The following is a 22141-nucleotide window of genomic DNA, read 5'->3' on the forward strand; positions in this document are numbered from 1 at the left end:
ATCTGTTTCACCCTGTAAATCCGCACCGCGCTGGAGCGTTTCTCCAGGAAGGAAACTCACCTCATCCAACTTTCTTGAGGGTTGCACAGATGTCAGTCGCTATCAGGTTTGCCGAAGACCAGGACGCCGGCGAAACGCTCTATCAGTTCGACGAGTCGCCCCTGCTGGCCCGGCAAAGCCGCCAGGAATCCAACGCGCGCAGCTACCCGCGGCGGATTCCGCTGGCGCTGAAACGGGCCAAGGGCATCCATGTCGAGGACGTCGAAGGCCGGCGCTTCATCGATTGCCTGGCCGGCGCCGGAACCCTCGCCCTGGGCCATAACCACCCGGTGGTGATCGAGGCCATCCAGCAAGTGCTGGCGGACGAACTGCCGCTGCACACCCTGGACCTGACCACCCCGGTCAAGGACCAGTTCGTCCAGGACCTGTTCAGCATCCTGCCACCGGCACTGGCGGCGGACGCGAAGATCCAGTTCTGCGGCCCGACCGGCACCGACGCGGTGGAAGCCGCACTGAAACTGGTACGCACCGCCACCGGGCGCAGCACCGTGCTGTCGTTCCAGGGCGGCTACCACGGCATGAGCCAGGGCGCCCTGAGCCTGATGGGCAGTCTCGGGCCGAAGCGTCCGCTGGGTGCGCTGCTCAGCAGCGGCGTGCAGTTCATGCCCTATCCCTACGACTACCGCTGCCCGTTCGGCCTCGGCGGCGAGGCCGGGGTCAAGGCCAACTTGGCCTATCTGCAAAACCTGCTGAACGATCCCGAAGCCGGTGTGCAACTGCCGGCGGCGGTGATCGTCGAGGTGGTGCAGGGCGAGGGCGGGGTGATCCCGGCGGACCTGGACTGGCTGCGCGGCGTGCGTGCCATCACCGAAAAGGCCGGGGTGGCGCTGATCGTCGACGAGATCCAGAGCGGCTTTGCCCGCACCGGCAAGATGTTCGCCTTCGAGCACGCCGGGATCATCCCCGATGTGGTGGTCATGTCCAAGGCCATCGGCGGCAGCCTGCCGCTGGCGGTGGTGGTCTACCGGCAGTGGCTGGACAGCTGGGCGCCGGGTGCCCACGCCGGGACCTTCCGCGGCAACCAGATGGCCATGGCGGCGGGCTCGGCGGTGATTCGCTACCTCAAGGAACACGACATCTGCAGCCACGCCGCGGCCATGGGCGAGCGCCTGGGCGGGCACCTGCGCGACCTGCAGAAGCACTACCCGCAACTGGGTGATATCCGCGGCCGCGGGTTGATGCTCGGGATCGAGCTGGTGGACCCGGAAGGCGAGCGCGATGCCCTCGGCCACGCCCCGTACTTCCCGCGCCTGGCGCCGCTGGTGCAGCGTGAATGCCTCAAGCGCGGGCTGATCCTCGAGCTGGGTGGCCGGCATGGCAGCGTGGTGCGCTTCCTGCCGCCGTTGGTGATTACTGCCGAGCAGGTCGACGATGTCTCGGCGATCTTCGGCCGGGCCTTGGCGGCGGCGGTCGCCAGCCTCTAATTTTCTGGCGTCCCCGCACGTCTATTTGCATATCTATTTTCGGAGAGCAGCAATGACTTCAGTTTTCGACCGTGACGACATCCAGTTCCAGGTAGTGGTCAACCACGAAGAGCAGTACTCCATCTGGCCGGACTACAAGGAAGTCCCGGCGGGCTGGCGCACCGTGGGCAAGAGCGGCCTGAAGAAGGATTGCCTGGCCTACATCGAAGAGGTCTGGACCGACATGCGTCCGCTGAGCCTGCGGCAGAAGATGGAAGCGCAGGCCGCGCAGTAAAGCAAAAGCCCCGGTGAAGACCGGGGCTTTTTTGTGTTTGTGTCGCGCCGCAGACCCTGTGGGAGCTGGCTTGCCCGCGATAGGGCCCCGAAGGTCACCGCATCGTCATCTGCCCGCCTGCGATTCCAACCACTCCACCGTCCGCGGCGAAGCCTGCGCCAACGGAATCGCCGCCTGGTGCACCGCCCCGTCCCAGCCTTCCATGGTGATCCACAACTGCGCATCCACCGGCGTATTCCTCGGCACCGGCAACCCGGCCCCCAGCCGATGTGCCGAACCAAAGAAAATCACGCCCGCCGCCCGCAGGCTGCGTGGCTTGCCGATCCGCAGATAGGTCGCCTTGACCCGCCTGGCGCAGGCCTCGCACAGCTCGGCATTGAAGCTCTTCATATACCCGGACGCACCATCCAGCTCCGGCCCGCGCTCCTTCAGCTCGGCCAGCTTCAGGCTCCACGGCCCGACCTGGATATCACCGACCACCCGCTGCCCCAGCCCCCGGTCCCCACGAAACAACGCCGTCTCGGCGAAATACCGCGGCATGAAGCCCAGCGGAATCAGGATCAGCAGGATATTCAGATGAAAGCGCCACTTGCGCCAGAAACGCCCCAGCGCCGATTCGGGCCGGGCAGCGAGGTCCTTGCTCACAGGGTGTTCTCCACGGTCTTGCCGGGACGCGGCTTGCGCGCTTCCCGGGCTTCACGCTTGAGGGCGGCGGCGGTGGCGAGGGCGGTGCGCTTGGTCCAGATCAGCAACCCGCTGAGCACCATCAGGCTCAGCACCAGGCCGAAGAAGGCCCAGATCGCCTTGATCCAGAACCCGCCGAAATCCCCGGTATGCAGCGGGCGCATGGATTCGGTAAGCAGCTCCACCCCGGTACGGTCCGAGAGCAGATGGGACGCCGCGATCTCGCCGGTATAGGGATGGATATCCACCAGTTGCGGAATCAGCGGATACCAACTGCGTCCACCGACCTGCAGGGTGCCGTAGGTGTTGCTCGGCATGATGATGTTGCTGGTGTCCAGGCTGGGGATCTTCTCCCGGGCGATGGCCACGGCGCGGTCCAGGCTGATCATCGGCGGCGGTTCGCCGTCGGCGGTGAGGGGTACGCTGTTGTGGGCCATCACCAGGGTCGCCGGGGAATAGCTGGAAATGCTCACCTGGTTGTCCTCCAGCAGCGCCTGGACCAGGAACCAGGTACCGGTGATGGAGATGGTCGCGATAAACCAGATCGACCAGATCCCGCTCAACCGGTGCAGGTCGCCCCAGAAGATCCGCGCGCCGTGGCGCAGGCGCAGCACCGGGTTGAAGAAGCCTTTCCAGAAGCGCTTGTACACCACCAGCCCGGTGATCAGCGACGCTAGCAGCGGCAGGCCGAGGAAGGACACCAGGTACCAGCCCCAGGAATGACCGTTGGTCGCCGGGATCAGCCACCAGCCATGCAGGGCGCGGGTAAAGCGGCGGAAGTCGAACTGCGGGGCAAAGCCCTGGATCTCGCCGCTGTACGGGTTGACGTAGGCCATGCTGGTGCGCCCGCCGGGCAGGTTGATGGTGGCGTTGAGGGCGAAATAATCGCCGTCCGGCTGGTACAGCGCGGCGATGATCGCCTCCGGGTGCTTCTGCGCCAGATGGTCCTTGATCGCCTCGAAGCTCAGGCGCTGGGCGTCGTCGGACGGCGCAGTGGCGCGCATCTCCGGGTAGGCCAGCCACATGATCTCCTTGCTCACCACCGCCAGGGTCCCGGTGACGCAAACGATCAGGACGAAGAACCAGATCGGCAGGGCCAGCCAGCTGTGCACCAGAAACCAGAGTTTCGAGCGGGACTTCTTCGACATGGGTAACGCTCTCGCTGCAAATCCGTGAAAGACATCCATTTCTTTACGAACAAGGGCAGGGCGGCTTTAAGCCAAACCGCCTCTGTAGATGCAAGCAAATGTTTCTGCCCGCCATTGCACTGCCCGGCGGGGTTAATTTTCCGCACTGGCCAAACGTTCCATCAGCAGACCAGGCGTGCCCGACCGTTGTGGACCGGGCGGCCGTACCCTTCAGGGAGAATTTGCATGAGTCATGCGTTGAGTTTGGACATCCGCCCCTTGCTCGCCGGGGCGGGCACCTTGCCCATGTTGATCGAAGCGCCGGAGCCGGGGCTGGACCTGATGGAAGCGCTTGGCGAATTCAAGCCGCTGGTGGCGCAGCACCTGTACACCGCCGGCGGCATTCTCTTCCGCGGTTTCGAGGTGGGTGGTGCCGAGCGCTTCCGCGAATTCGCCGCGGGTTTCGGTGACCCGCTGCTCAGCTACGAATTTGGCTCGACCCCGCGCAGCAACGTGACCAAGGGCGTCTACACCTCCACCGAATACCCGGCGCACCAGAGCATCCCGCTGCACAACGAGCAGGCCTACACCCTGGACTGGCCGATGCGCATCTGGTTCTACAGCATGATCGCTGCCGAGACCGGTGGTGAAACGCCGATTGCCGACAGCCGCGAAATCTACCGGCGCATCCCGGCGCGGATCCGCGAGCGTTTCGTCGAGAAGAAGCTGATGTACGTGCGCAACTACGGCAACGGCCTGGATGTGGAATGGAGCCAGGTGTTCAACACCGAGGACGAAAGCGTGGTCGAGGCGTACTGCCGGGCGCACGCGATCCAGTGTGAATGGAAGGATGACGGCGAACTGCGCACCCGGCAGATCTGCCAGTCGGTGGCTACGCACCCGGTGACCCAGGACAAGGTCTGGTTCAACCAGGCGCACCTGTTCCACGTCTCCAACCTGCCGTCGGAAGTGCGTGAGAGCTTGCTGGATGTGGTGGATGAGGAGGATCTGCCGCGTAACGTCTACTACGGCGATGGCTCGCCGATCGAGGTGGACCTGCTGGATGAGGTTCGGGGTGTGCTGGACGAATGCACCATCAAGTTCCCGTGGCTGGAGAACGACGTGATGATGCTCGACAACATGTTGGCGGCGCATGCGCGGTCGCCGTTTACCGGGAAGCGGAAGGTGGTGGTGGCGATGGCGCAGGGGTATTCGGAGCGCTGAGCAAGAAGCGAGCACGGACTGCTCTTGAGCGTGGCTTGTCGGGCCGCCGAACCGCCGCGAAGGTCCGACAAGCCACGCGTCCGAGGTATGCGGCGATCTGTCAGACCTGAACACTCAAGGTCGAAGCCGCCACCGCCACCGTCATCAACGCCTTGCTGATTTGCAGATCGAGCAGCGCATTGTTGAGCATTTCCAGGTGGTGCTCCATGGGTGGAGCCGGCAGGAGGGACACATTGGTGAGGGCCTTGCCGAGGTGGTCCAGCGCATGCTGCATGGCTTCCTCGCGGGTGAGGCCGGGTGTAGTGCAGAGTACATAAGGTGGATCAGGGACGAGCTTTTTCATGGTTTCTGTTCCTAGGTTTCAAGGATGAAAAACCACAATTCGCTGCTAAACGAAGGGTGGCGACTGTACGCGGGTTAGCAGACCGAGCCCTAGGAACCAAATACCCGGCGCACCCGAAGGTGCCCACACGTACAGCCGCCATAAAAAGGTTGGCTGGTGGTTTTTACTAGGGCTTCGGACTGCTAATCCGGTCACTGCATTAGCAACGACCGACGCAGACTAGGCACCCTTTCCACCCTACGCAACCAAAAAACAGGCCGGCGAGTATGCTTGGGAAATTGCCTACAAGAAAGTCGGAAATTGGTGAAGTTCGCAGCTGATATGCAACATCTTGTAGAGCACAGATTCATTCCTACGTGAGGCGCTTCCTCTTCCTAACGTCGCTCGGACAGATTGCCGAAATTTCCCACATAACACTGGGAATCGCCCTGCTGACCCCGCCCCCTTCTCACATCAATGATCCGCCCCCTCAACAACTACGGAGGGTTTATGGCGAGACCATTGGCATGCCTTGGCGACAAAACGACCTACGGCCAGGTCCTATCGGCTACCGCCACCTGGTACGAAGGGGACAAACCCATCGTCCAGACTGGCGACCTGGCCCGGTGCGACAAGTGCGACGGAAGCTTCCCGATCGTTGGCACGGCCATCGACTGGTGCGAAGACCAACCTTATGTGGCCACTGGCGACCGGGTGGCCTGTCGCTGCCCGGACCATGTGGTCTATGGCTCCACCACCCAGATCACAGCAGCCCGGCATCAGCCCGAACCACGGCGGCACAGGCAGCGACCCTGGCTGAAACACCGGCCGCCAATACGACAACCAGCACTACGCCTAGCGCGGCAACGGCAATGCCTGCTCGGGTATTCGCCCGGTCCTGCCTTGGCACCACCAAAGACACCTGCTCTCCGGAGCCCATCTCCAACTTCGGCAGGGTCGCGGTCATCGGGCCAACCGCTCGCGAAACAGCAGCGGGAACAGCGCTGGCAGGCGTGTCGATTGGCCGGGTCGCTGGCAGCGGTCTGCTGGAAGGTCTTGGAACCTGGGCGGTCCGTGGACTTGGCGCTGCCGCCTCGTCACTCTCCAGTGCCGCCAATCCCTTACTGCTGGCGCTATGGCCATCCGACCTGGCCGACGGGACGCTCTACACCGAAGAACAGCTCCGGGAAATGAGCCAGGCGCTGACCCGGGTGCGTTTCCAGTTCCGCCGGGATGCCCAGGGCGTCGTGCAGATCTATGGCTTCCATACCTTCAGCCACTACGGTGGCGAAGATCGCGTCCAGGTCCAGCGAGCGCACTAGAACGCCGACAAAAGCGCGATGGAAGCGCACCTCGATGGCCTGACGATCACCTGGACGCCCAACAACGGCCCGTTGGTCACCGCTCCTACGACCTACCCCGGCGCCCGTCCGGACGTACTGGACAACATTCTCGTCCACCCCATCCCCAACGGACGGGACAGTCAGATCACGACCTATCCGGGGCAGGATGCCGAGGACATTACCTGGCAAGACGTGATCCTGACGTTCCCGGCGGACTCAGGGGTGCCGCCGCTTTATCTGGTATTTGCCAAGCCGGCGGTGGAGGTGCTGGAGGTTGATATCTATGGTGCATTCAGTGGACGTCCTCGTAATGGGCTACATGTGGATCACATGCCCTCACAAGCAGCGGTGCGTCGTTATCTGAGATACCACATGGCGAACCTTACAACTGAACAAGTCGATCGACTGATGGGGGGCGTCGCTAGCATTGCGATACCCGCAACAACGCATCAGAAGTACAGCGAAGCTTACGGCGGACGAAACACCCATGACAAACAATTTTTAGATGCCGGAGATCTGCGCGCTGCAGTGGATAGCAACTTCAATGCAATCAAGCCTAACCTTTTAGAAAGCGGTTTTTCGGAAGAAACGCTCGAAGAAAAGCTGTCTACGATGCATAAAATCAATGAAAAACAAGGGTGGTACTAAATGAACGCCGAGAAACTGATTAGCTTGGTTAAGGGGTTGGGCCGCACCTACAAAGAACTCATAGCAGAAAATCTAATCCGCAACGAGCCACTACGCCCTCTTTTCAAGGAAGGCGAGAATGAAGACTTGATTCAAAAAGTCGAGCCTGGCATGGAGTTATGGTTCTGGGAGAAAACTGAAAGATTAGAGCGAATCACTGTAACTTTGGCCTCGTATTTCGAGGGAGAGACTGTGTATGTCGGTGAGTTGCCCCTGCCTTTTACCCACAAGATGGATCAACCCAGTGTGCATGCGAGGCTAGGAGTACCTGATCGCTCACTGGGGCCAACAAAACTCCCACTGCCGATTGGAATGACTGGAGGCTGGGATGCCTACCGGCTTGATGGATCTCTACACCAGAATGCCGAGGTCGCAATTCAGTTCGGGGCAGATAAGGTTGCTGTTGGCTTGGCTTTCCGCTTGATCGATACCGGTCACGACTGAAAGGCTGGCCTGCTTCGTGAACAATCGCGAATAAATCCGCTCACCCATAGACCCACCTGTGACTTACTGACTTGCGCTGTCTGGAGCGTGGCTTGTCGGGCCGCCGAACCACGCTCCAGCCCTGTGTGGAACCAACATCTGCGCATCGGCGCGAGATGTGTAGATCCCCACGCCGCGAAGGACCGCGTCAGCGATCCAAAACTCTTACTGTTCACACCGTCGTGTGAGCGTTGCGTGGCCCTTCGCGGGCAAGCCAAGCGCCTACCTTGATCGCGTCGTCGGCGAACGCCAATCCTTGCTAAATATTTCCCTCCCAGTTCGTTCTTGTTGATACGACCAAACCACGGTCACGCCGATCAGCAAGGACCCACTGCATGAATGCCGAACAAGCCCGGACACTCGCCCGCCGTTTCGTCGAGTTGCCTGCCGCCAAGCGCAGCCTGTTCCTTGACGCGCTGCGTCGGGAAGAGGTGGACTTCGCCCAGTTTCCGATCCCGTCCTGCGCAGGGCTCGCCGAGCGCGATGGCCTGTCCCATGCCCAGCAACGCATGTGGTTCCTCTGGCAGTTCGATCCGCAGAGCGCGGCCTACAACCTGCCGGTCTCGGTGTGCCTGAACGGTCCCTTTGACCTGAGCGCCCTGGAACGCGCCTTCGACCGCTTGATCGAGCGCCATGAAAGCCTGCGCACCACCTTCTTCCAGGAGGGCGAAGACGCCCTGCAACGGGTCGCCGAAACCGGCCAGGTGGATATCGGCCTGCGCGACCTGAGCGCGCTGCCCGAGGCACAGCAGTGGACCGCCGCCCGCGAAGAGATGGCGACCCAGGCCCTGACCCCCTTCGATCTGCAACAGGGCCCGCTGTTTCGCGTCCGCGTGCTGCGTCTGGCCGAAGAGCAACACGTCCTGCTGCTGACCCTGCACCACATCATCACCGACGGCTGGTCCATGGGCGTGCTGATCGACGAGTGCCTGGCCTGCTATGACGCGCTGGTCACCGGCCAGCCGCTGGCACTCGCGCCGCTGCCGGTCCAGTACCGCGACTACGCCCTGTGGCAGCGCGCCTGGCTGGACGCCGGCGAGCAGGCGCGGCAGCTGGAATATTGGCGCGCGCACCTGGGCGACGAGCATCCCTTGCTGGAGCTGCCCACCGACCGTCCCCATCCCGTGCTGCCGAGCCAGCAGGGCAAGTGCCTGGAGATCAATCTCGATAGCGGTCTGCTGAAGAACCTGCAAAGCCTGGCCCAGCAGCAGGGCGTGACCCTGTTCGTGGTGTTGCTGGCGTCGTTCAAGGCCCTGCTGCACCGCTACAGCGGCCAGCGCGATATCCGCGTCGGCGGGCTGATCGCCAACCGCACCCGCAGCGAGACCGAAGGCTTGATCGGCTTCTTCGTCAATACCCAGGTGCTACGTACCGAAGTGACCGGCGACACCCGCTTCGACCAGTTGCTGCAGGCCGTGCGCCACACCGCCATCGGCGCCCAGGCCCATCAGGAGCTGTCCTTCGATGCCATCGTCGACGGCCTGGACATCCCCCGCAGCCAGAACCGCAACCCGCTGTTCCAGGTGATGTTCAACCACCGTCCGCTGGTCAATGCCATCGAGAGCCGCGAGCTCGCCTGCGGCCTGAATGTTGCCGGCCTGACCGCCGAGCAACTGGGCGAAGACCAGCGCCCGCAGGCGGCCGGCAGCGATTTGATGCTGGAAACCAGCGGCGAAGGCGAACACCTGAAGGCGCACTTCACCTACGCCACCGATCTGTTCGACGAAGCCACCGTGCAGCGCATGGCCGGGCATTGGCGCACCTTGCTGGGCGGGATCTGCGCCAAGCCGCAGGCGCGGATCGATGCCTTGCCGTTGCTGGCACAGGAGGAGCGTGAATTCCTGACCCAAGGCTGCAACCAGAGCGCCCGCGAGTATCCGCTGGAGCGCAGCTATGTGGCGCAGTTCGAGGAGCACGTGGCGGCGCATCCTGAGCGGATTGCGGTCAGCTATCTCCAAGAGCAACGCAGCTACAAGCAACTCAACGAAGCCGCCAACCGCCTGGGCCATGCCCTGATCGCGGCAGGCGCCGGCTTCGACCAGCCGATCGCACTGCTGGCCGAGCGCGGCCCGGATCTGCTGGGCATGATTGTCGGCAGCTTCAAGGCCGGCGCCGGCTACCTGCCGCTGGATCCGGCACTGCCGAACCAGCGCCTGAGCGGCGTGATCGGGCAGAGCAGGGCGCCGGTGCTGGTATGCAGCGCCGCCTGCGAGGCCCAGGCTCGCGAGTTGCTGGTTGGCAATGAGTCGGTACAACTCCTGGTCTGGGAACAGGTTCAACAGAGCACCGCCACCGGTAATCCAGGTCGCTACAGCGGCCCGGATAACCTGGCCTACGTGATCTTCACCTCGGGCTCCACCGGCTTGCCGAAAGGCGTGATGGTCGAACAGCGCGGCATGCTCAACAACCAGTTGAGCAAGGTTCCGTATCTCGACCTGAGCGAAGAGGACGTGATCGCCCAGACCGCCTCGCAGAGCTTCGACATTTCCGTCTGGCAGTTCCTCGCCGCCCCGCTGTTCGGCGCCCGAGTGGATATCGTACCGAACGATATCGCCCGTGATCCGCAAGCGTTGCTGGCGCATGTACAAGCTCAGGGCATCAGCGTGCTGGAAAGCGTGCCGTCGCTGATCCAGGGCCTGCTCGCCGAAGCGCGCGTGAGCCTCGACGGCCTGCGCTGGATGCTGCCGACCGGCGAAGCCATGCCACCCGAGCTGGCCCGCCAGTGGCTGCTGCGTTATCCACAGATTGGCCTGGTGAACGCCTACGGTCCGGCCGAGTGCTCGGACGACGTGGCCTTCTTCCGCGTCGATCTGAACTCCACCGAAAGCACCTACCTGCCCATCGGCACCCCGACCGACAACAACCTGATCTACCTGCTGGACGATGCCCTGGAACTGGTCCCGACCGGCGCCGTGGGCGAGCTGTGCGTCGCCGGTACCGGCGTGGGTCGCGGTTATGTCGGCGACACCCGCCGCACCGTCCCGGTCTTCGTTCCGAATCCGTTTGGTGCCCCAGGCGAACGCCTGTACCGCACCGGCGACCTGGCCCGCCGCCGCGCAGACGGCGTGCTCGAATACGTCGGTCGCGCCGACCACCAGGTGAAGATCCGCGGCTACCGCATCGAACTGGGCGAGATCGAAACCCGCCTGCTGGAACACCCGGCGATCCGCGAAACCGTGGTCCTCGATATCGACGGCCCACAGGGCAAGCAACTGGCCGCCTACGTGGTCACCTGCAGCGAGCTGGATATCGATCAGCTCAAGGCTTCGCTGAAAGCCAGCCTGCCGGACTACATGGTCCCGAGCTTCTTCATCGCCCTCGACGCCATGCCCCTGACCGCCAACGGCAAGCTCGACCGCAAGGCCCTGCCGCAACCGGACGCCAGCCAGGCCCAGGCCCGCTACGTGGCGCCGGTCACCGAGACCGAGTGCCAACTCGCGGCGATCTGGAGCGAAGTCCTGAAGGTCGAGCGCGTCGGTCTCAACGACAGCTTCTTCGAGCTCGGCGGGCATTCCCTGCTGGCCGCGCAGATGGTCGCGCGGATCAAGAAACACCTCGGCGTCAGCCTGCCGCTGCGCACCCTGTTCGAAAAGCCGCTGCTGAGCGAGCTGGCCGCCGCCGTTGCGGCCCTGAACACCACGACGAATGAAGACGACTGGGACGAGATGGACCAGTTCATGGATTCACTGGAGGAAACCGAAGCATGAGCGGGACCACCACTGCACGTATTGCCAAACGCTTTGTCGGTCTGTCGCTCGATCAGCGCCGTCAGTTCCTCGCCAAATTGCGCGCGGACGGCAAGGATTTCAGCCTGCTGCCCATTGTCGAAAGCCGCCACGACTTCGCGGCGATCCCGCTGTCCTACGCCCAGCAACGCCTGCTGTTCCTCTGGCAGCTCGACCCGACCAGCGATGCCTACAAGATGAGCACCGCCCTGCGCCTGCGCGGGCGACTGGACGAGCAGGCCCTGCAACGTGCCTTCGACCACCTGCTGCAGCGCCATGAAGTGCTGCGCACGGTGTTCAGCACCGACGGCGAGCAGCCGCGCCAGGTGATCCTGCCGGCGCTGGCGCTCGACCTGCAACGCGTCGAGGTCAAGGACGACGCCGAACTGTCGCGCCTGGCTGGCGAGTTCATCGCCCGGCCGTTCGACCTGCTCAAGGGCCCGCTGCTGCGCGCCAGCCTTTACCGCCTCGGCGACGAGGAGCATGTGCTGGTGGTGTGCATGCACCATATCGTCTCCGATGGCTGGTCCATGGAAGTGATGGTCAAGGAGTTTGCCCAGAGCTATCAGGCCTGTGTTCAAGGCCGCGAGCCGGAGCTGCCAGCGCTGGCCCTGCAATACGCCGACTACGCGATCTGGCAGCGCCAGTGGCTGGAAGCCGGGGAGGGCGAGCGTCAGCTCGACTACTGGCGCCGCCAGTTGGGCGACGAGCAACCGCTGCTGGAAGCGGCCCAGGACTTCCCGCGTCCGCCGGCCCAGAGTTTCCGGGGCGAGCACCTGAAATTCGATTTCGGCGCCGAGCTCTCGCAACGCCTGAACGCCTTCGCCCGCAGCCAGGGCATGAGCCTGTTCATGCTGGCGCTGGCCGGTTTCTCGCTGTTCCTCTCGCGCCAGTCCGGGCAGCGCGATATCCGCATCGGTGTGCCCAACGCCAACCGTGGCCGCAGCGAGACCGAAGGGCTGATCGGCTTCTTCATCAACACCCAGGTACTGCGCTGCCAACTGGACGAGCGCCTCAGCTACCTCGACCTGCTGGCGCAGGTCCGCGAAACTTCGTTCGAGGCCCAGGCCCATCAGGACGTGCCCTTCGAGCAATTGGTGGACCAGTTGGCGCCGGAGCGCAGCCTCGGGCATAACCCGCTGTTCCAGGCCAAATTCAACCAGAACGTGGTGCTCAAGCAGGAACTGTCGCTGAAGCTGCCGGGGCTGGAAGTCAGCGAGTACCCGATGCACCGCGAAGGCGCGCACTTCGACCTGGCCCTGGATATCACCGACGACGGCCAACTGATCCATGGCGATCTCGCCTATGCCAGCGACCTCTACCAGCGCGCCACCGTCGAGGCCTTTATCCCGCAACTGCTGGGTCTGTTCGAAGCCCTGCTGGCCGAACCACAGGCGCCACTTTTCCATCTGGCAGCCCTGCCGCAGGCCGAACCGGCCCCGGCACCGAGTACTGCGCCGTCGGTCCTGAGCCAGTGGCAAGCCAATGTCGCCCTGCAGCCTGAAGCCATCGCCGCCCGCTGCCTGAACGACAGCCTGACCTTCCGCGAACTGGACGAAGCGGCCAATCGCCTGGCCCACCACCTGTTGCAACAGGGTGTCATCCAGGGCCAGCCGGTGGCGGTGCTGATGGAGCGCTCGCTACCGTGGCTGACCGCCTTGCTGGCGATCTTCAAGGCCGGCGCGGTGTATATGCCGCTCGATGTGAAAGCCCCGGATGAACGCTTGCAACAGATGCTGGAACGGGCGGGCGTCACCGCCGTACTCCGGGCTGAAGGCGACAAGCGCCTTGATGTGCCCGTCGATATCGCCTGGCAGCCCGCGCTCTGGCAGCAACAACCGGCCACTGCGCCCGCCATCGCGCTGCACGAGCAATCCCCGGCCTACGTGATCCACACCTCCGGCTCCACCGGCCAGCCCAAGGGTGTACTGGTCAGCCACGGCGCCCTGGCCAGCTATGTGCGTGGCCTGCTGGAACGCCTGCAACCGGCGCCGGGGGCGAGCATGGCCCTGGCTTCGACCATCGCCGCCGACCTCGGCCATACCGTGCTGTTCGGCGCGCTGTGTGCCGGTCGCACCCTGCATGTGCTGCCCGAGGCCCTGGGCTTCGACCCGGATGCCTTCGCCGACTACATGGCCACCCACCAGGTGGGCGTGCTGAAGATCGTTCCCGGCCATCTCGCCGCGCTGCTTCAGGCGGCACGGCCGGCGGACGTGCTGCCCCGGCACCTGCTGATCGTCGGCGGCGAAGCCTGCCCGGCCGGGCTGGTGCAGCGGGTGCGCGAGCTGCGTCCGCAGTGCCGCGTCGTCAACCACTATGGCCCGAGCGAAACCACGGTCGGCGTGCTGACCCATGAAGTCACCGGCGATGTGCCGCAAGTGGTACCGGTGGGTGAAGCGCTGCCCGGCGCCGTGGTCCGGGTGCTGGACGATGTGTTCAACGGCGTTGCCGAGCGCGTGCCCGGCGAGCTGTATATCGGCGGCGACAGCCTGGCCGACGGCTACCTCGCCCAGCCGGCACTCACCGCCGAGCGCTTCGTCCCGGACCCGCATGGCCCCGCAGGCGCCCGCCTGTACCGCAGCGGCGACCGCGTGCGCCGCAACCGCGCAGGCCAACTGGAATTCATCGGCCGCGCCGACGACCAGGTGAAGATCCGCGGCTACCGCGTCGAGCCGGCGGAAGTTGCCCGCGTCCTGCAAGGCCTGGTGCACCAGGCCGTGGTCCTCGCCGTGGCGCAGGACGACGATGCCAGCCGCCTGCAACTGCTGGCCTGGGTCGTGGCCGAGGGCGTGACCGGCGAAGCCCTGCGCCAGCAACTGGCGCAGGTGCTGCCTGAGTACATGGTGCCGGCGCAGATCGTCCTGCTGGAGCAACTGCCGCTGACCGCCAACGGCAAGCTGGACAAGCGCGCCCTGCCCAAACCGGGCGCGGTGCAGCAGCGTTATGTCGCCCCGCAGGGCGAGATCGAGGAAAAACTCGCGGCCATCTGGCGAGAAGTACTCAAGCTGGAGCAGGTCGGGACCACCGACAACTTCTTCGAGCTGGGCGGCGACTCGATCCTCAGCCTGCAGATCATCGCCCGGGCCAAGCGCCAGGGGATCAAGCTCAATCCCAAGCAGCTGTTCGAAAAGCAGACCATCGGCCAACTGGCTACGGTCGCCAAACTGATCGAGAAGAAAGCCGCCGCCCCGCTGGTCGAGCAGGTCACTGGCAACCTGCCGTTGCTGCCGATCCAGGCGCGCTTCTTCGAAACCGATATCCCGCAGCGCCAGCACTGGAACCAGTCGGTGCTGCTCAAACCGATCCGCAAGCTGGACAGCGCCGATCTGCAGAAGGCTCTTCACGCCCTGCTGGAACAGCACGATGCCCTGCGCCTGAACTTCGCCCGGCAGTACGCGGGCTGGCAGGCGGTGTTCGCGCCGCTGAACAGTGCCGAGGTGCTGTGGACCCGCGAACTGGCGAACCTGGAAGCATTGCAAGATCTGGCCGACGAAGCCCAGCGCAGCCTCGACCTGAAGAACGGCCCGCTGCTGCGCGCCGTGCTGGCGGACCTGCCCGGGGGCGAGCAGCGCTTGCTGCTGGTGATCCATCACCTGGTGGTGGATGGCGTGTCCTGGCGCGTGCTGCTGGAGGACCTGCAACAGGCCCTGGCCGGCGCGGCCCTGCCGGCCAAGACCACTTCGTACAAGGCCTGGGCGGAGAAGCTGCATGCCTGGGCCAACAGCCCGGCGCTGGAAGCCGAGCGTGACTACTGGCACGGCGTACTCGACGGTGCCGCCGACGCGCTGCCGCAGGACAACCCGCAAGGCAGCCTGCGTATCGACAGCGCCGCCCATGTCGCCTCGACCCTCGACGTCGAGCTGACCACGCAACTGCTCAAGGTCGCCCCGGCGGCCTACCGCACCCAGGTCAACGACCTGCTGCTGACCGCCCTGGCCCAGGTGCTGTGCCAGTGGAGCGGGCAGCCCTCGGTGCTGGTGCAACTGGAAGGCCATGGCCGCGAGGACCTGTTCGACGATATCGACCTGAGCCGCACCGTCGGCTGGTTCAGCAGCCTGTTCCCGGTACGCCTGGCCCCGGCTGCGCAGGCTGGCGCTTCGATCTGCGCGATCAAGGAGCAACTGCGCAGCGTCCCGGCCAAGGGCCTGGGCTTTGGCGTGCTGCGCTACCTCGGCGACGGCGATTTCGCCCACCAGCTGGCGGCCCTGCCGCAGCCACGGGTGACCTTCAACTACCTGGGCCAGTTCGACGGTAGTTTCGACCAGGAGCAGGGTGCCTTTGCCCTGGCTGGCGAAAGCAGCGGCCAGCCGCTGTGCCCGCAAGGCCCGCTGGGCAACTGGCTGAGCGTCAATGGCCAGGTGTTCGACGGCCAGTTGCGCCTGGACTGGACCTACAGCCGCGAAATGTATCGCCCGGAGACCATCGAGGCGCTGGCCCGTGCCTATGAACAGGCATTGACCGCGCTGATCCGCCATTGCCAGGCCGGCAACCACGGCGTGACCCCCTCGGACTTCCCGCTGGCCGGGCTGAGCCAGGAACACCTGGACCGTCTGCCGCAAGCCGCCGCGAGTATCGAGGACATTTATCCGCTGGCGCCGATGCAGCAGGGCATGCTGTTCCACAGCCTGTATGCGCAAGAGGCCGGCAACTACATCAACCAGCTGCGGGTCAGTGTCAGCGGGCTGCAAGCGGCCCGTCTGCACCAGGCCTGGCAGGCGCTGCTGGACCACCATCCGGTGCTGCGCAGCGGCTTTGTCAGCGATGCCAGCCAGCCCGTGCAGGTGGTCCAGCGCCGGGTCGAACTGCCGTTCGTGGAAATCGACGCCCGCGAGCGCGCCGACCTCGACAACTGGCTCGACGACTGGGCACGGGTCGAGCGCAACAAGGGCTTCGAACCGAGCCAGGGCCCGCTGCTGCGGGTGGCGCTGATCCGCACCGGCGATGATCGGCATGAACTGATCTACACCAGCCACCATATCCTCATGGACGGCTGGAGCAGCTCGCGCATGCTCGGCGAAGTCCTGCAGCGTTATGCCGGGCAGGTGCCGGCGCGCCAGGGCGGCCAGTACCGCGACTATATCCACTGGCTGCAAGGCCAGGACGCCGAAGCCGGCAAGCGCTTCTGGCTGGAGCAACTGGCCGGGTTCGACGAGCCGACCCGTCTGGCCCAAGCCCTCAAGGGCGCGGCGGATGGCGAGGGCTATGGCGAATACCTGGAGGCGCTGGACGCGGGATTGAGCCAGCGCCTGGGCGAGTTTGCCCGTGAGCAGCGGGTCACCCTCAACACCCTGGTGCAGTCGGCGTGGCTGTTGCTGCTGCAACGCTATACCGGGCAGTCCAGCGTGACCTTCGGCGCCACCGTGGCCGGGCGCCCGACCGAGCTGGCGGGTATCGAAGAGCAACTGGGGCTGTTCATCAACACCCTGCCGGTAGTCGCGAGCCCGCGTTCCGAACAGTCCGTGGCCGGGTTCGTGCACCAGGTGCAGGCGCTGAACATCGCCCTGCGCGAGTTCGAGCACACGCCGCTGTACGACGTGCAGCGCTGGGCGGGCTGGAGCGGCGAGGCGCTGTTCGATTCGATCCTGGTGTTCGAGAACTACCCGGTGTCCGAGGCGCTGCAACAGGCGGCGCCGGACGGGCTGCGCTTCGGTGAGGTGCGCACCCAGGAGCAGACCCACTATCCGCTGACCCTGGTGGTGAACACCGGTGAGCGCCTGTCGCTGCGCATCAGCCATGACCGCAGTGCCTTCGGCGTGCAGGCGGTCGAGCAACTGGCGGCGCATTTCAATCATCTGCTGGCGGCGCTGATCGAGGATCCGGCGCGGGCGCTGGGTGAGCTGGTGTTGCCGGTGGCCGTGAACCAGGAGGTGGCGGTCTATCCGGGCGAGCAGTGCATTCATCAGCGTATCGAGGCGCAGGCGGCGCGGGCGCCGGAAGCGGTGGCTGTGAGCTTTGGCGGGGAGCAACTGACTTATGCACAGCTGAACCGTCGGGCGAACCAACTGGCGCACAAGCTGCGCGAGCAGGGCGTCGGGCCGGATGTGCTGGTCGGGCTTTCGGTCGAGCGCAGTCTGGAAATGCTGGTGGGCGTGCTGGGCATTCTCAAGGCCGGCGGCGCCTACGTGCCGCTGGACCCGGATTATCCACAGGACCGTCTCGACTACATGCAGCAGGACAGCGGCATCAAGCTGCTGCTGACCCAGGCCGATCTGCTGGGCTCATTCGAGGGCTACAGCGATGAAAACCCGGTCAACCTGACCTCGCCGGACAACCTGGCCTACGTGATCTACACCTCCGGCTCGACCGGCAAGCCGAAAGGTGCCTTGCTGCCGCACCACAACGTGCTGCGCCTGTTCCAGGCGACCGAGGACTGGTTCGGTTTCGACGACAAGGACGTCTGGACCCTGTTCCACTCCTACGCCTTCGACTTCTCCGTGTGGGAGATCTTCGGCGCGCTGATGCATGGCGGTCGCCTGGTCGTTGTCCCGCGTGAAGTGACCCGCTCGCCGGAAGATTTCAACCAGTTGCTGGTGGATGAAAAGGTCACCGTACTGAACCAGACGCCATCGGCGTTCAAGCAGCTGTACCGGGTTGCCAGTGAAGCACTCAGCCTGCGCTATGTGGTGTTCGGCGGTGAAGCCCTGGAGGTGGGCAGCCTGCAACCGTGGTTCGAGCGCTTCGGCGATGAGAAACCGCGTTTGATCAACATGTACGGCATCACCGAAACCACGGTGCACGTGACCTACCGGCCGATCACCAAGGCGGACCTGGCGCAGGCCGAGGTCAGCCCGATCGGTGCAGCGATCCCGGACCTGTCGATGGTCGTGCTGGACAGCGATTTCAACCCGGTCGCGACCGGTGTGTGCGGCGAGCTTCATGTCGGCCACGCCGGCCTGGCTCGCGGCTACCACAACCGCGCCGCCCTGACCGCCGAACGCTTCGTGCCGAACCCTTTCGCCAAGGACGGCAGCCGTCTGTATCGCACCGGCGACCTTGCCCGCTTCCGCGAAGAGGACGTGATCGAGTACGCCGGCCGGATCGACCATCAGGTGAAGATCCGCGGCTTCCGTATCGAGTTGGGCGAGATCGAGGCGCGCCTGCAAGAGCACGAAGGCATTCGTGAAGTGGTCGTGCTGGCCGTCGATGGCCCGGCGGGTCAGCAACTGGCGGCTTACCTGATCCCGGCCAACCCGGACCAGGCCGATCTGCGCGAGGCCCTGAAAACCCATCTGAAAGCCAACCTGCCGGACTACATGGTCCCGGCCCACCTGATCCTGCTGGATGCCTTCCCGCTGACCGCCAACGGCAAGCTGGACCGCAAGGCCTTGCCCAAGCCGGACGCGGCCAACCTGCAAGGTGCTTATGTCGCCCCGGTCAGCGAGCTGGAACAACAGCTTGCGACTATCTGGGCCGAAGTCCTGCAAGTGGAGAAGGTCGGCCTGACCGACAACTTCTTCGAACTGGGCGGCCACTCCCTGCTGGCGACCCAGGTCGTCTCGCGCATCCGCCAGCAACTGAATCTGGAACTGACTCTGCGCAACCTCTTCGAAGCCGCCGACCTGGCCGCCTTCGCCGCGCTGGCCGGGCAGGGCGAGGGCAGCCGCGCCCCGGCCTTCGTCCACGCCGACCGCAGCCAGCCGCTGGAACTGTCCTACGCCCAGCAGCGCCAGTGGTTCCTCTGGCAGCTCGAGCCGGAAAGCGCCGCCTATAACATCCCGGTAGCCCTGCGCCTGGACGGCGAGCTGGATATCGAAGCCCTGGAATCCAGCTTCGCCGCCCTGATCGCCCGCCATGAAACCCTGCGCACCACCTTCCGCCAGGACGGCGAGCGCGGCGTGCAGGTGATCCACCCGGCCACGGCGTTCGTGCTGGCGGTCGAGTCGCTGGCAGCCGGCGAAACCCTGGAAGCCTGCATCGCCGCCGAGGTCTGTCGGCCGTTCGATCTGCAACAGGGCCCGTTGCTGCGGGTCAAGCTGCTGCATCTCGCCGAAAACCGGCACGTGCTGGTGCTGACCCAGCATCACGCAGTGTCCGATGGCTGGTCGATGCCGATCATGGTCGACGAGCTGGTGCGCCTGTACGCAGGCTTCAGCCAGGGCCAGGACATCGTCCTCGACGCCTTGCCATTCCAGTACGCCGACTACGCCCTGTGGCAGCGCCAGTGGATGGAAGCCGGCGAGCAGGCGCGCCAGCTCGCCTACTGGACCGCGCAACTGGGCGGCGAACAGCCGGTGCTGGAACTGCCCACCGACCGTCCGCGCCCGGCGATCCAGCAACTGGCCGGCGCCCGCCGGGCCATCGCCCTCGACGCGCAACTGGTGGAGCGCCTCAAGGCCGTGGCCCGGGAGCAGGGCGTGACCCTGTTCATGCTCCTGCTGGCCTCGTTCCAGACCCTGCTGCAACGTCACAGCGGGCAGACGGATATTCGCGTCGGCGTGCCGATCGCCAACCGCACCCGGGCCGAGACCGAGAAGCTGATCGGCTTCTTCGTCAACACCCAGGTGCTCAAGGCCGAGTTCAGCGCCGACGGCACCTTCAGCCAGCTGTTGCAGCAGGTCAGGCACACCGCCCTGCAAGCCCAGGCCCATCAGGAGCTGCCCTTCGAGCAACTGGTGGAAGCCCTGCAACCGCAGCGCAGCCTGAGCCACAGCCCGCTGTTCCAGGTGATGTTCAACCACCAGGCCGAAGCCCGCAGCACGGCGCGTCAACTGCCAGGCCTGAGCGTGGAGGTGCTGGGCGCCGACAGCCAGTCGGCGCAGTTCGACCTGACCCTGAACACCGTCGAGCATGCCGCCGGCCTGGAAGCGGAACTGAGCTACGCCACGGCGCTGTTCGATGCCGCCACCATCGAGCGCCTGGCCCGGCACTGGCGCACCCTGCTGCAAGGCATCTGTACCGACGCCAACCAGCGCATCGCCGAGCTGCCATTGCTGGATGCCGAGGAGCGCCAGCAGATGCTCGTGGACTGGAACCAGAGCCAGCTCGACTACCCCCGCGAGCAGAGCCTGCCGGCGCTGTTCGAAGCGCAGGTGTTGGCGACGCCGGAGGCCGTGGCGCTGGTCAGTGGCGAAGCGTCCCTGAGCTACGCGCAACTCAACGCCTATGCCAACCAGTTGGCGCACAAGCTGCGTGAACTGGGCGTCGGCCCGGATGTGCTGGTGGGCGTGGCCGTGGAGCGCGGGCCGGAGATGGTCGTCAGCCTGTTGGCGATCCTCAAGGCCGGCGGCGCCTATGTGCCGCTGGACCCGGATTTCCCCCGCGACCGCCTGGCCTACATGATGCAGGACAGCGGCCTGCAACTGCTGCTGAGCCAGACCTCGCTGCTGGAGCAACTGACCATCCCGCAGGGCGTTCAGACCCTCTGCGTGGATCAGAGCGGCGACTGGCTGGCGGGTTACGCCAGCGACGACCTGCCCGCCACGGCCAGCCCTGGCAACCTGGCCTATGCCATCTACACCTCCGGTTCCACCGGCCTGCCGAAGGGCGTGACCATCCACCATCAGGCGCTGGTCAACTTCCTCTTCAGCATGGCCGACCAGCCCGGGCTGAAGGCTCAAGACCGGGTGCTGTCGCTGACCTCGCTGTCCTTCGATATCGCCGGTCTGGAGCTGTACCTGCCGCTGATTCGCGGCGCGTCGGTGGTGCTGCTTGCGCCGCAGCAGAACAAGGACCCGCAGGCCCTGTTGCAGGTAATCGCCGAACAGCAGGCCAGCGTGATCCAGGCCACGCCGTCGAGCTGGCGGATGATCCTCGATGCGGCGCCAGTCGGCGCGCTGAAGGGCAAGACCATTCTCTGCGGTGGCGAAGCCCTGGGCGCCGAACTGGCCCAGCGCCTGATCGACCAGGCCGGCCATGTGTGGAACGTCTACGGCCCGACCGAAACCACCATCTGGTCGGCCCGGCATTACCTCACCCGTGCCGACGATGTCTGGCTGGGCAAGCCGCTGGCCAACACCACCCTGCACATCGTCAGCGACGACCTCGACGTGCTGCCGGTTGGCGCCCGGGGCGAACTGCTGATCGGCGGCGACGGCCTGGCCCGTGGTTACCACCAGCGTCCGGCTCTGACCGCCGAGCGCTTCGTGCCGGATCCGTTCTCCACCACCGGCGGGCGCCTGTACCGCACCGGCGACGTGGCCCGTTACCACGCCGACGGGTTGATCGAGTACGTCGGGCGCCTCGACCACCAGGTGAAGATCCGCGGCTTCCGTATCGAGCTGGGCGAGATCGAGGCGCGCCTGCTGGAGCACCCGGCGGTCCACGAAGCCGTGGTCATCGATATCGATCACCAGCTGGCGGCCTACCTGATCGCGGAGCAGGACACCGCGGAACTGCGCAGCGCCCTCAAGGCCCACCTGAAAGCCGGCCTGCCGGACTACATGGTCCCCAGCCATTTCACCTGGCTGGAAACGATGCCCTTGACCCCCAACGGCAAGCTCGACCGCAAGGCCCTGCCAGCCCCGGACGCCAGCCTGGCGCAACGCGCCTACGTGGCCCCGGTCAGTGAGCAGGAACAGCAGATCGCGGCGATCTGGGCCGAGGTACTCAAGGTCGGGCGCGTGGGCCTTGCCGATGACTTCTTCGAACTGGGCGGGCATTCGCTGCTCGCCGCCCAGCTCGTTTCCCGCATTCATTCCGGCCTCGGTATCGACGTACCGCTGCGCCTTATCTTCGAGAAACCGCAATTGAACGACTTTATCCAGGCAATTGCCGACAGCGGCCTGTCGCTGACCGAGGACGGCCTGTCCGATATCGAAAAACTGATGAACGAAATGGCAGGAGCCTGAG

Annotated in this window: 10 protein-coding genes and 2 pseudogenes; 8 read left to right on the forward strand and 4 right to left on the reverse strand. The window is 65.0% G+C overall.

Features of this window, described 5'->3' with window-relative positions; translation table 11 throughout:
• Positions 1-89 precede the first annotated feature (89 nt).
• Positions 90-1484, forward strand: a complete 1395-nt coding sequence (locus PSEMO_RS15915; protein ID WP_075803931.1) for an aspartate aminotransferase family protein — start codon at positions 90-92, stop codon at positions 1482-1484.
• Between the two features lie 52 nt (positions 1485-1536).
• Positions 1537-1758, forward strand: coding sequence for an MbtH family protein (locus PSEMO_RS15920; RefSeq protein ID WP_075803932.1), 222 nt, complete (start codon positions 1537-1539; stop codon positions 1756-1758).
• Positions 1759-1863: 105 nt separating this feature from the next.
• On the opposite strand, the gene PSEMO_RS15925 is transcribed toward PSEMO_RS15920, so the two are convergent.
• Together PSEMO_RS15925 and PSEMO_RS15930 are read right to left on the reverse strand one after the other, a co-directional pair.
• Positions 1864-2403 (reverse strand): thiamine pyrophosphate-binding protein, encoded by a 540-nt coding sequence (locus tag PSEMO_RS15925; RefSeq protein WP_075803933.1) that lies wholly within the window; start codon positions 2401-2403, stop codon positions 1864-1866.
• Positions 2400-3590 carry a PepSY-associated TM helix domain-containing protein gene (locus tag PSEMO_RS15930; protein WP_075803934.1) on the reverse strand — a complete coding sequence of 397 codons (1191 nt, stop codon included), beginning with the start codon at positions 3588-3590 and terminating at the stop codon, positions 2400-2402. The genes PSEMO_RS15925 and PSEMO_RS15930 overlap by 4 nt, the downstream gene beginning before the upstream one ends.
• A gap of 225 nt (positions 3591-3815) precedes the next feature.
• Between PSEMO_RS15930 and PSEMO_RS15935 the strand changes: the two genes are divergently transcribed.
• Entirely contained in the window at positions 3816-4793 is a 978-nt protein-coding gene (locus tag PSEMO_RS15935; protein ID WP_075803935.1) for a TauD/TfdA family dioxygenase, read from the forward strand.
• A gap of 100 nt (positions 4794-4893) precedes the next feature.
• Here PSEMO_RS15935 and PSEMO_RS15940 read toward each other — a convergent pair whose 3' ends face one another.
• The gene (locus PSEMO_RS15940; RefSeq protein ID WP_075803936.1) at positions 4894-5136 is read right to left on the reverse strand and encodes a hypothetical protein; all 243 of its coding nucleotides are present in this window, start codon (positions 5134-5136) and stop codon (positions 4894-4896) included.
• A 489-nt stretch (positions 5137-5625) separates the two neighbouring features.
• On the opposite strand from PSEMO_RS15940, the pseudogene PSEMO_RS34300 reads away from it, so the two are divergent.
• Positions 5626-5787, forward strand: a pseudogene (locus tag PSEMO_RS34300) (hypothetical protein); the annotation flags it as partial.
• Positions 5788-5878: 91 nt separating this feature from the next.
• Here PSEMO_RS34300 and PSEMO_RS33825 read toward each other — a convergent pair.
• Positions 5879-6082, reverse strand: coding sequence for a hypothetical protein (locus PSEMO_RS33825; RefSeq protein WP_075803937.1), 204 nt, complete (start codon positions 6080-6082; stop codon positions 5879-5881).
• Between the two features lie 46 nt (positions 6083-6128).
• On the opposite strand from PSEMO_RS33825, the pseudogene PSEMO_RS32540 reads away from it, so the two are divergent.
• From PSEMO_RS32540 to PSEMO_RS15965, 4 genes and pseudogenes are all read left to right on the forward strand, one after another.
• Positions 6129-7106, forward strand: a pseudogene (locus PSEMO_RS32540) (S-type pyocin domain-containing protein).
• The gene (locus PSEMO_RS15955; RefSeq protein WP_075803939.1) at positions 7107-7589 is read left to right on the forward strand and encodes a DUF6392 family protein; all 483 of its coding nucleotides are present in this window, start codon (positions 7107-7109) and stop codon (positions 7587-7589) included. It abuts the pseudogene before it with no gap.
• A gap of 374 nt (positions 7590-7963) precedes the next feature.
• The gene (locus tag PSEMO_RS15960) at positions 7964-11335 is read left to right on the forward strand and encodes a non-ribosomal peptide synthetase (protein WP_075803940.1); all 3372 of its coding nucleotides are present in this window, start codon (positions 7964-7966) and stop codon (positions 11333-11335) included.
• Entirely contained in the window at positions 11332-22140 is a 10809-nt protein-coding gene (locus PSEMO_RS15965; RefSeq protein ID WP_075803941.1) for a non-ribosomal peptide synthetase, read from the forward strand. Before PSEMO_RS15960 ends, PSEMO_RS15965 begins: the two co-directional genes overlap by 4 nt.
• Position 22141: the final 1 nt, after the last annotated feature.

The sequence above is a fragment of the Pseudomonas putida genome, assembly GCF_001941965.1.
In the GTDB taxonomy this organism is placed as follows: domain Bacteria; phylum Pseudomonadota; class Gammaproteobacteria; order Pseudomonadales; family Pseudomonadaceae; genus Aquipseudomonas; species Aquipseudomonas putida_L.

Excerpts from the sequence above, each read along its gene's own strand:
- PSEMO_RS15915 (WP_075803931.1), top strand. The coding sequence starts at position 90 with ATGTCAGTCGCTATCAGGTTTGCCGAAGACCAGGACGCCGGCGAAACG.
- PSEMO_RS15920 (WP_075803932.1), top strand. The coding sequence starts at position 1,537 with ATGACTTCAGTTTTCGACCGTGACGACATCCAGTTCCAGGTAGTGGTC.
- PSEMO_RS15930 (WP_075803934.1), bottom strand. The coding sequence starts at position 3,590 with ATGTCGAAGAAGTCCCGCTCGAAACTCTGGTTTCTGGTGCACAGCTGG.
- PSEMO_RS15935 (WP_075803935.1), top strand. The coding sequence starts at position 3,816 with ATGAGTCATGCGTTGAGTTTGGACATCCGCCCCTTGCTCGCCGGGGCG.
- PSEMO_RS15940 (WP_075803936.1), bottom strand. The coding sequence starts at position 5,136 with ATGAAAAAGCTCGTCCCTGATCCACCTTATGTACTCTGCACTACACCC.
- PSEMO_RS33825 (WP_075803937.1), bottom strand. The coding sequence starts at position 6,082 with ATGACCGCGACCCTGCCGAAGTTGGAGATGGGCTCCGGAGAGCAGGTG.
- PSEMO_RS15955 (WP_075803939.1), top strand. The coding sequence starts at position 7,107 with ATGAACGCCGAGAAACTGATTAGCTTGGTTAAGGGGTTGGGCCGCACC.
- PSEMO_RS15960 (WP_075803940.1), top strand. The coding sequence starts at position 7,964 with ATGAATGCCGAACAAGCCCGGACACTCGCCCGCCGTTTCGTCGAGTTG.
- PSEMO_RS15965 (WP_075803941.1), top strand. The coding sequence starts at position 11,332 with ATGAGCGGGACCACCACTGCACGTATTGCCAAACGCTTTGTCGGTCTG.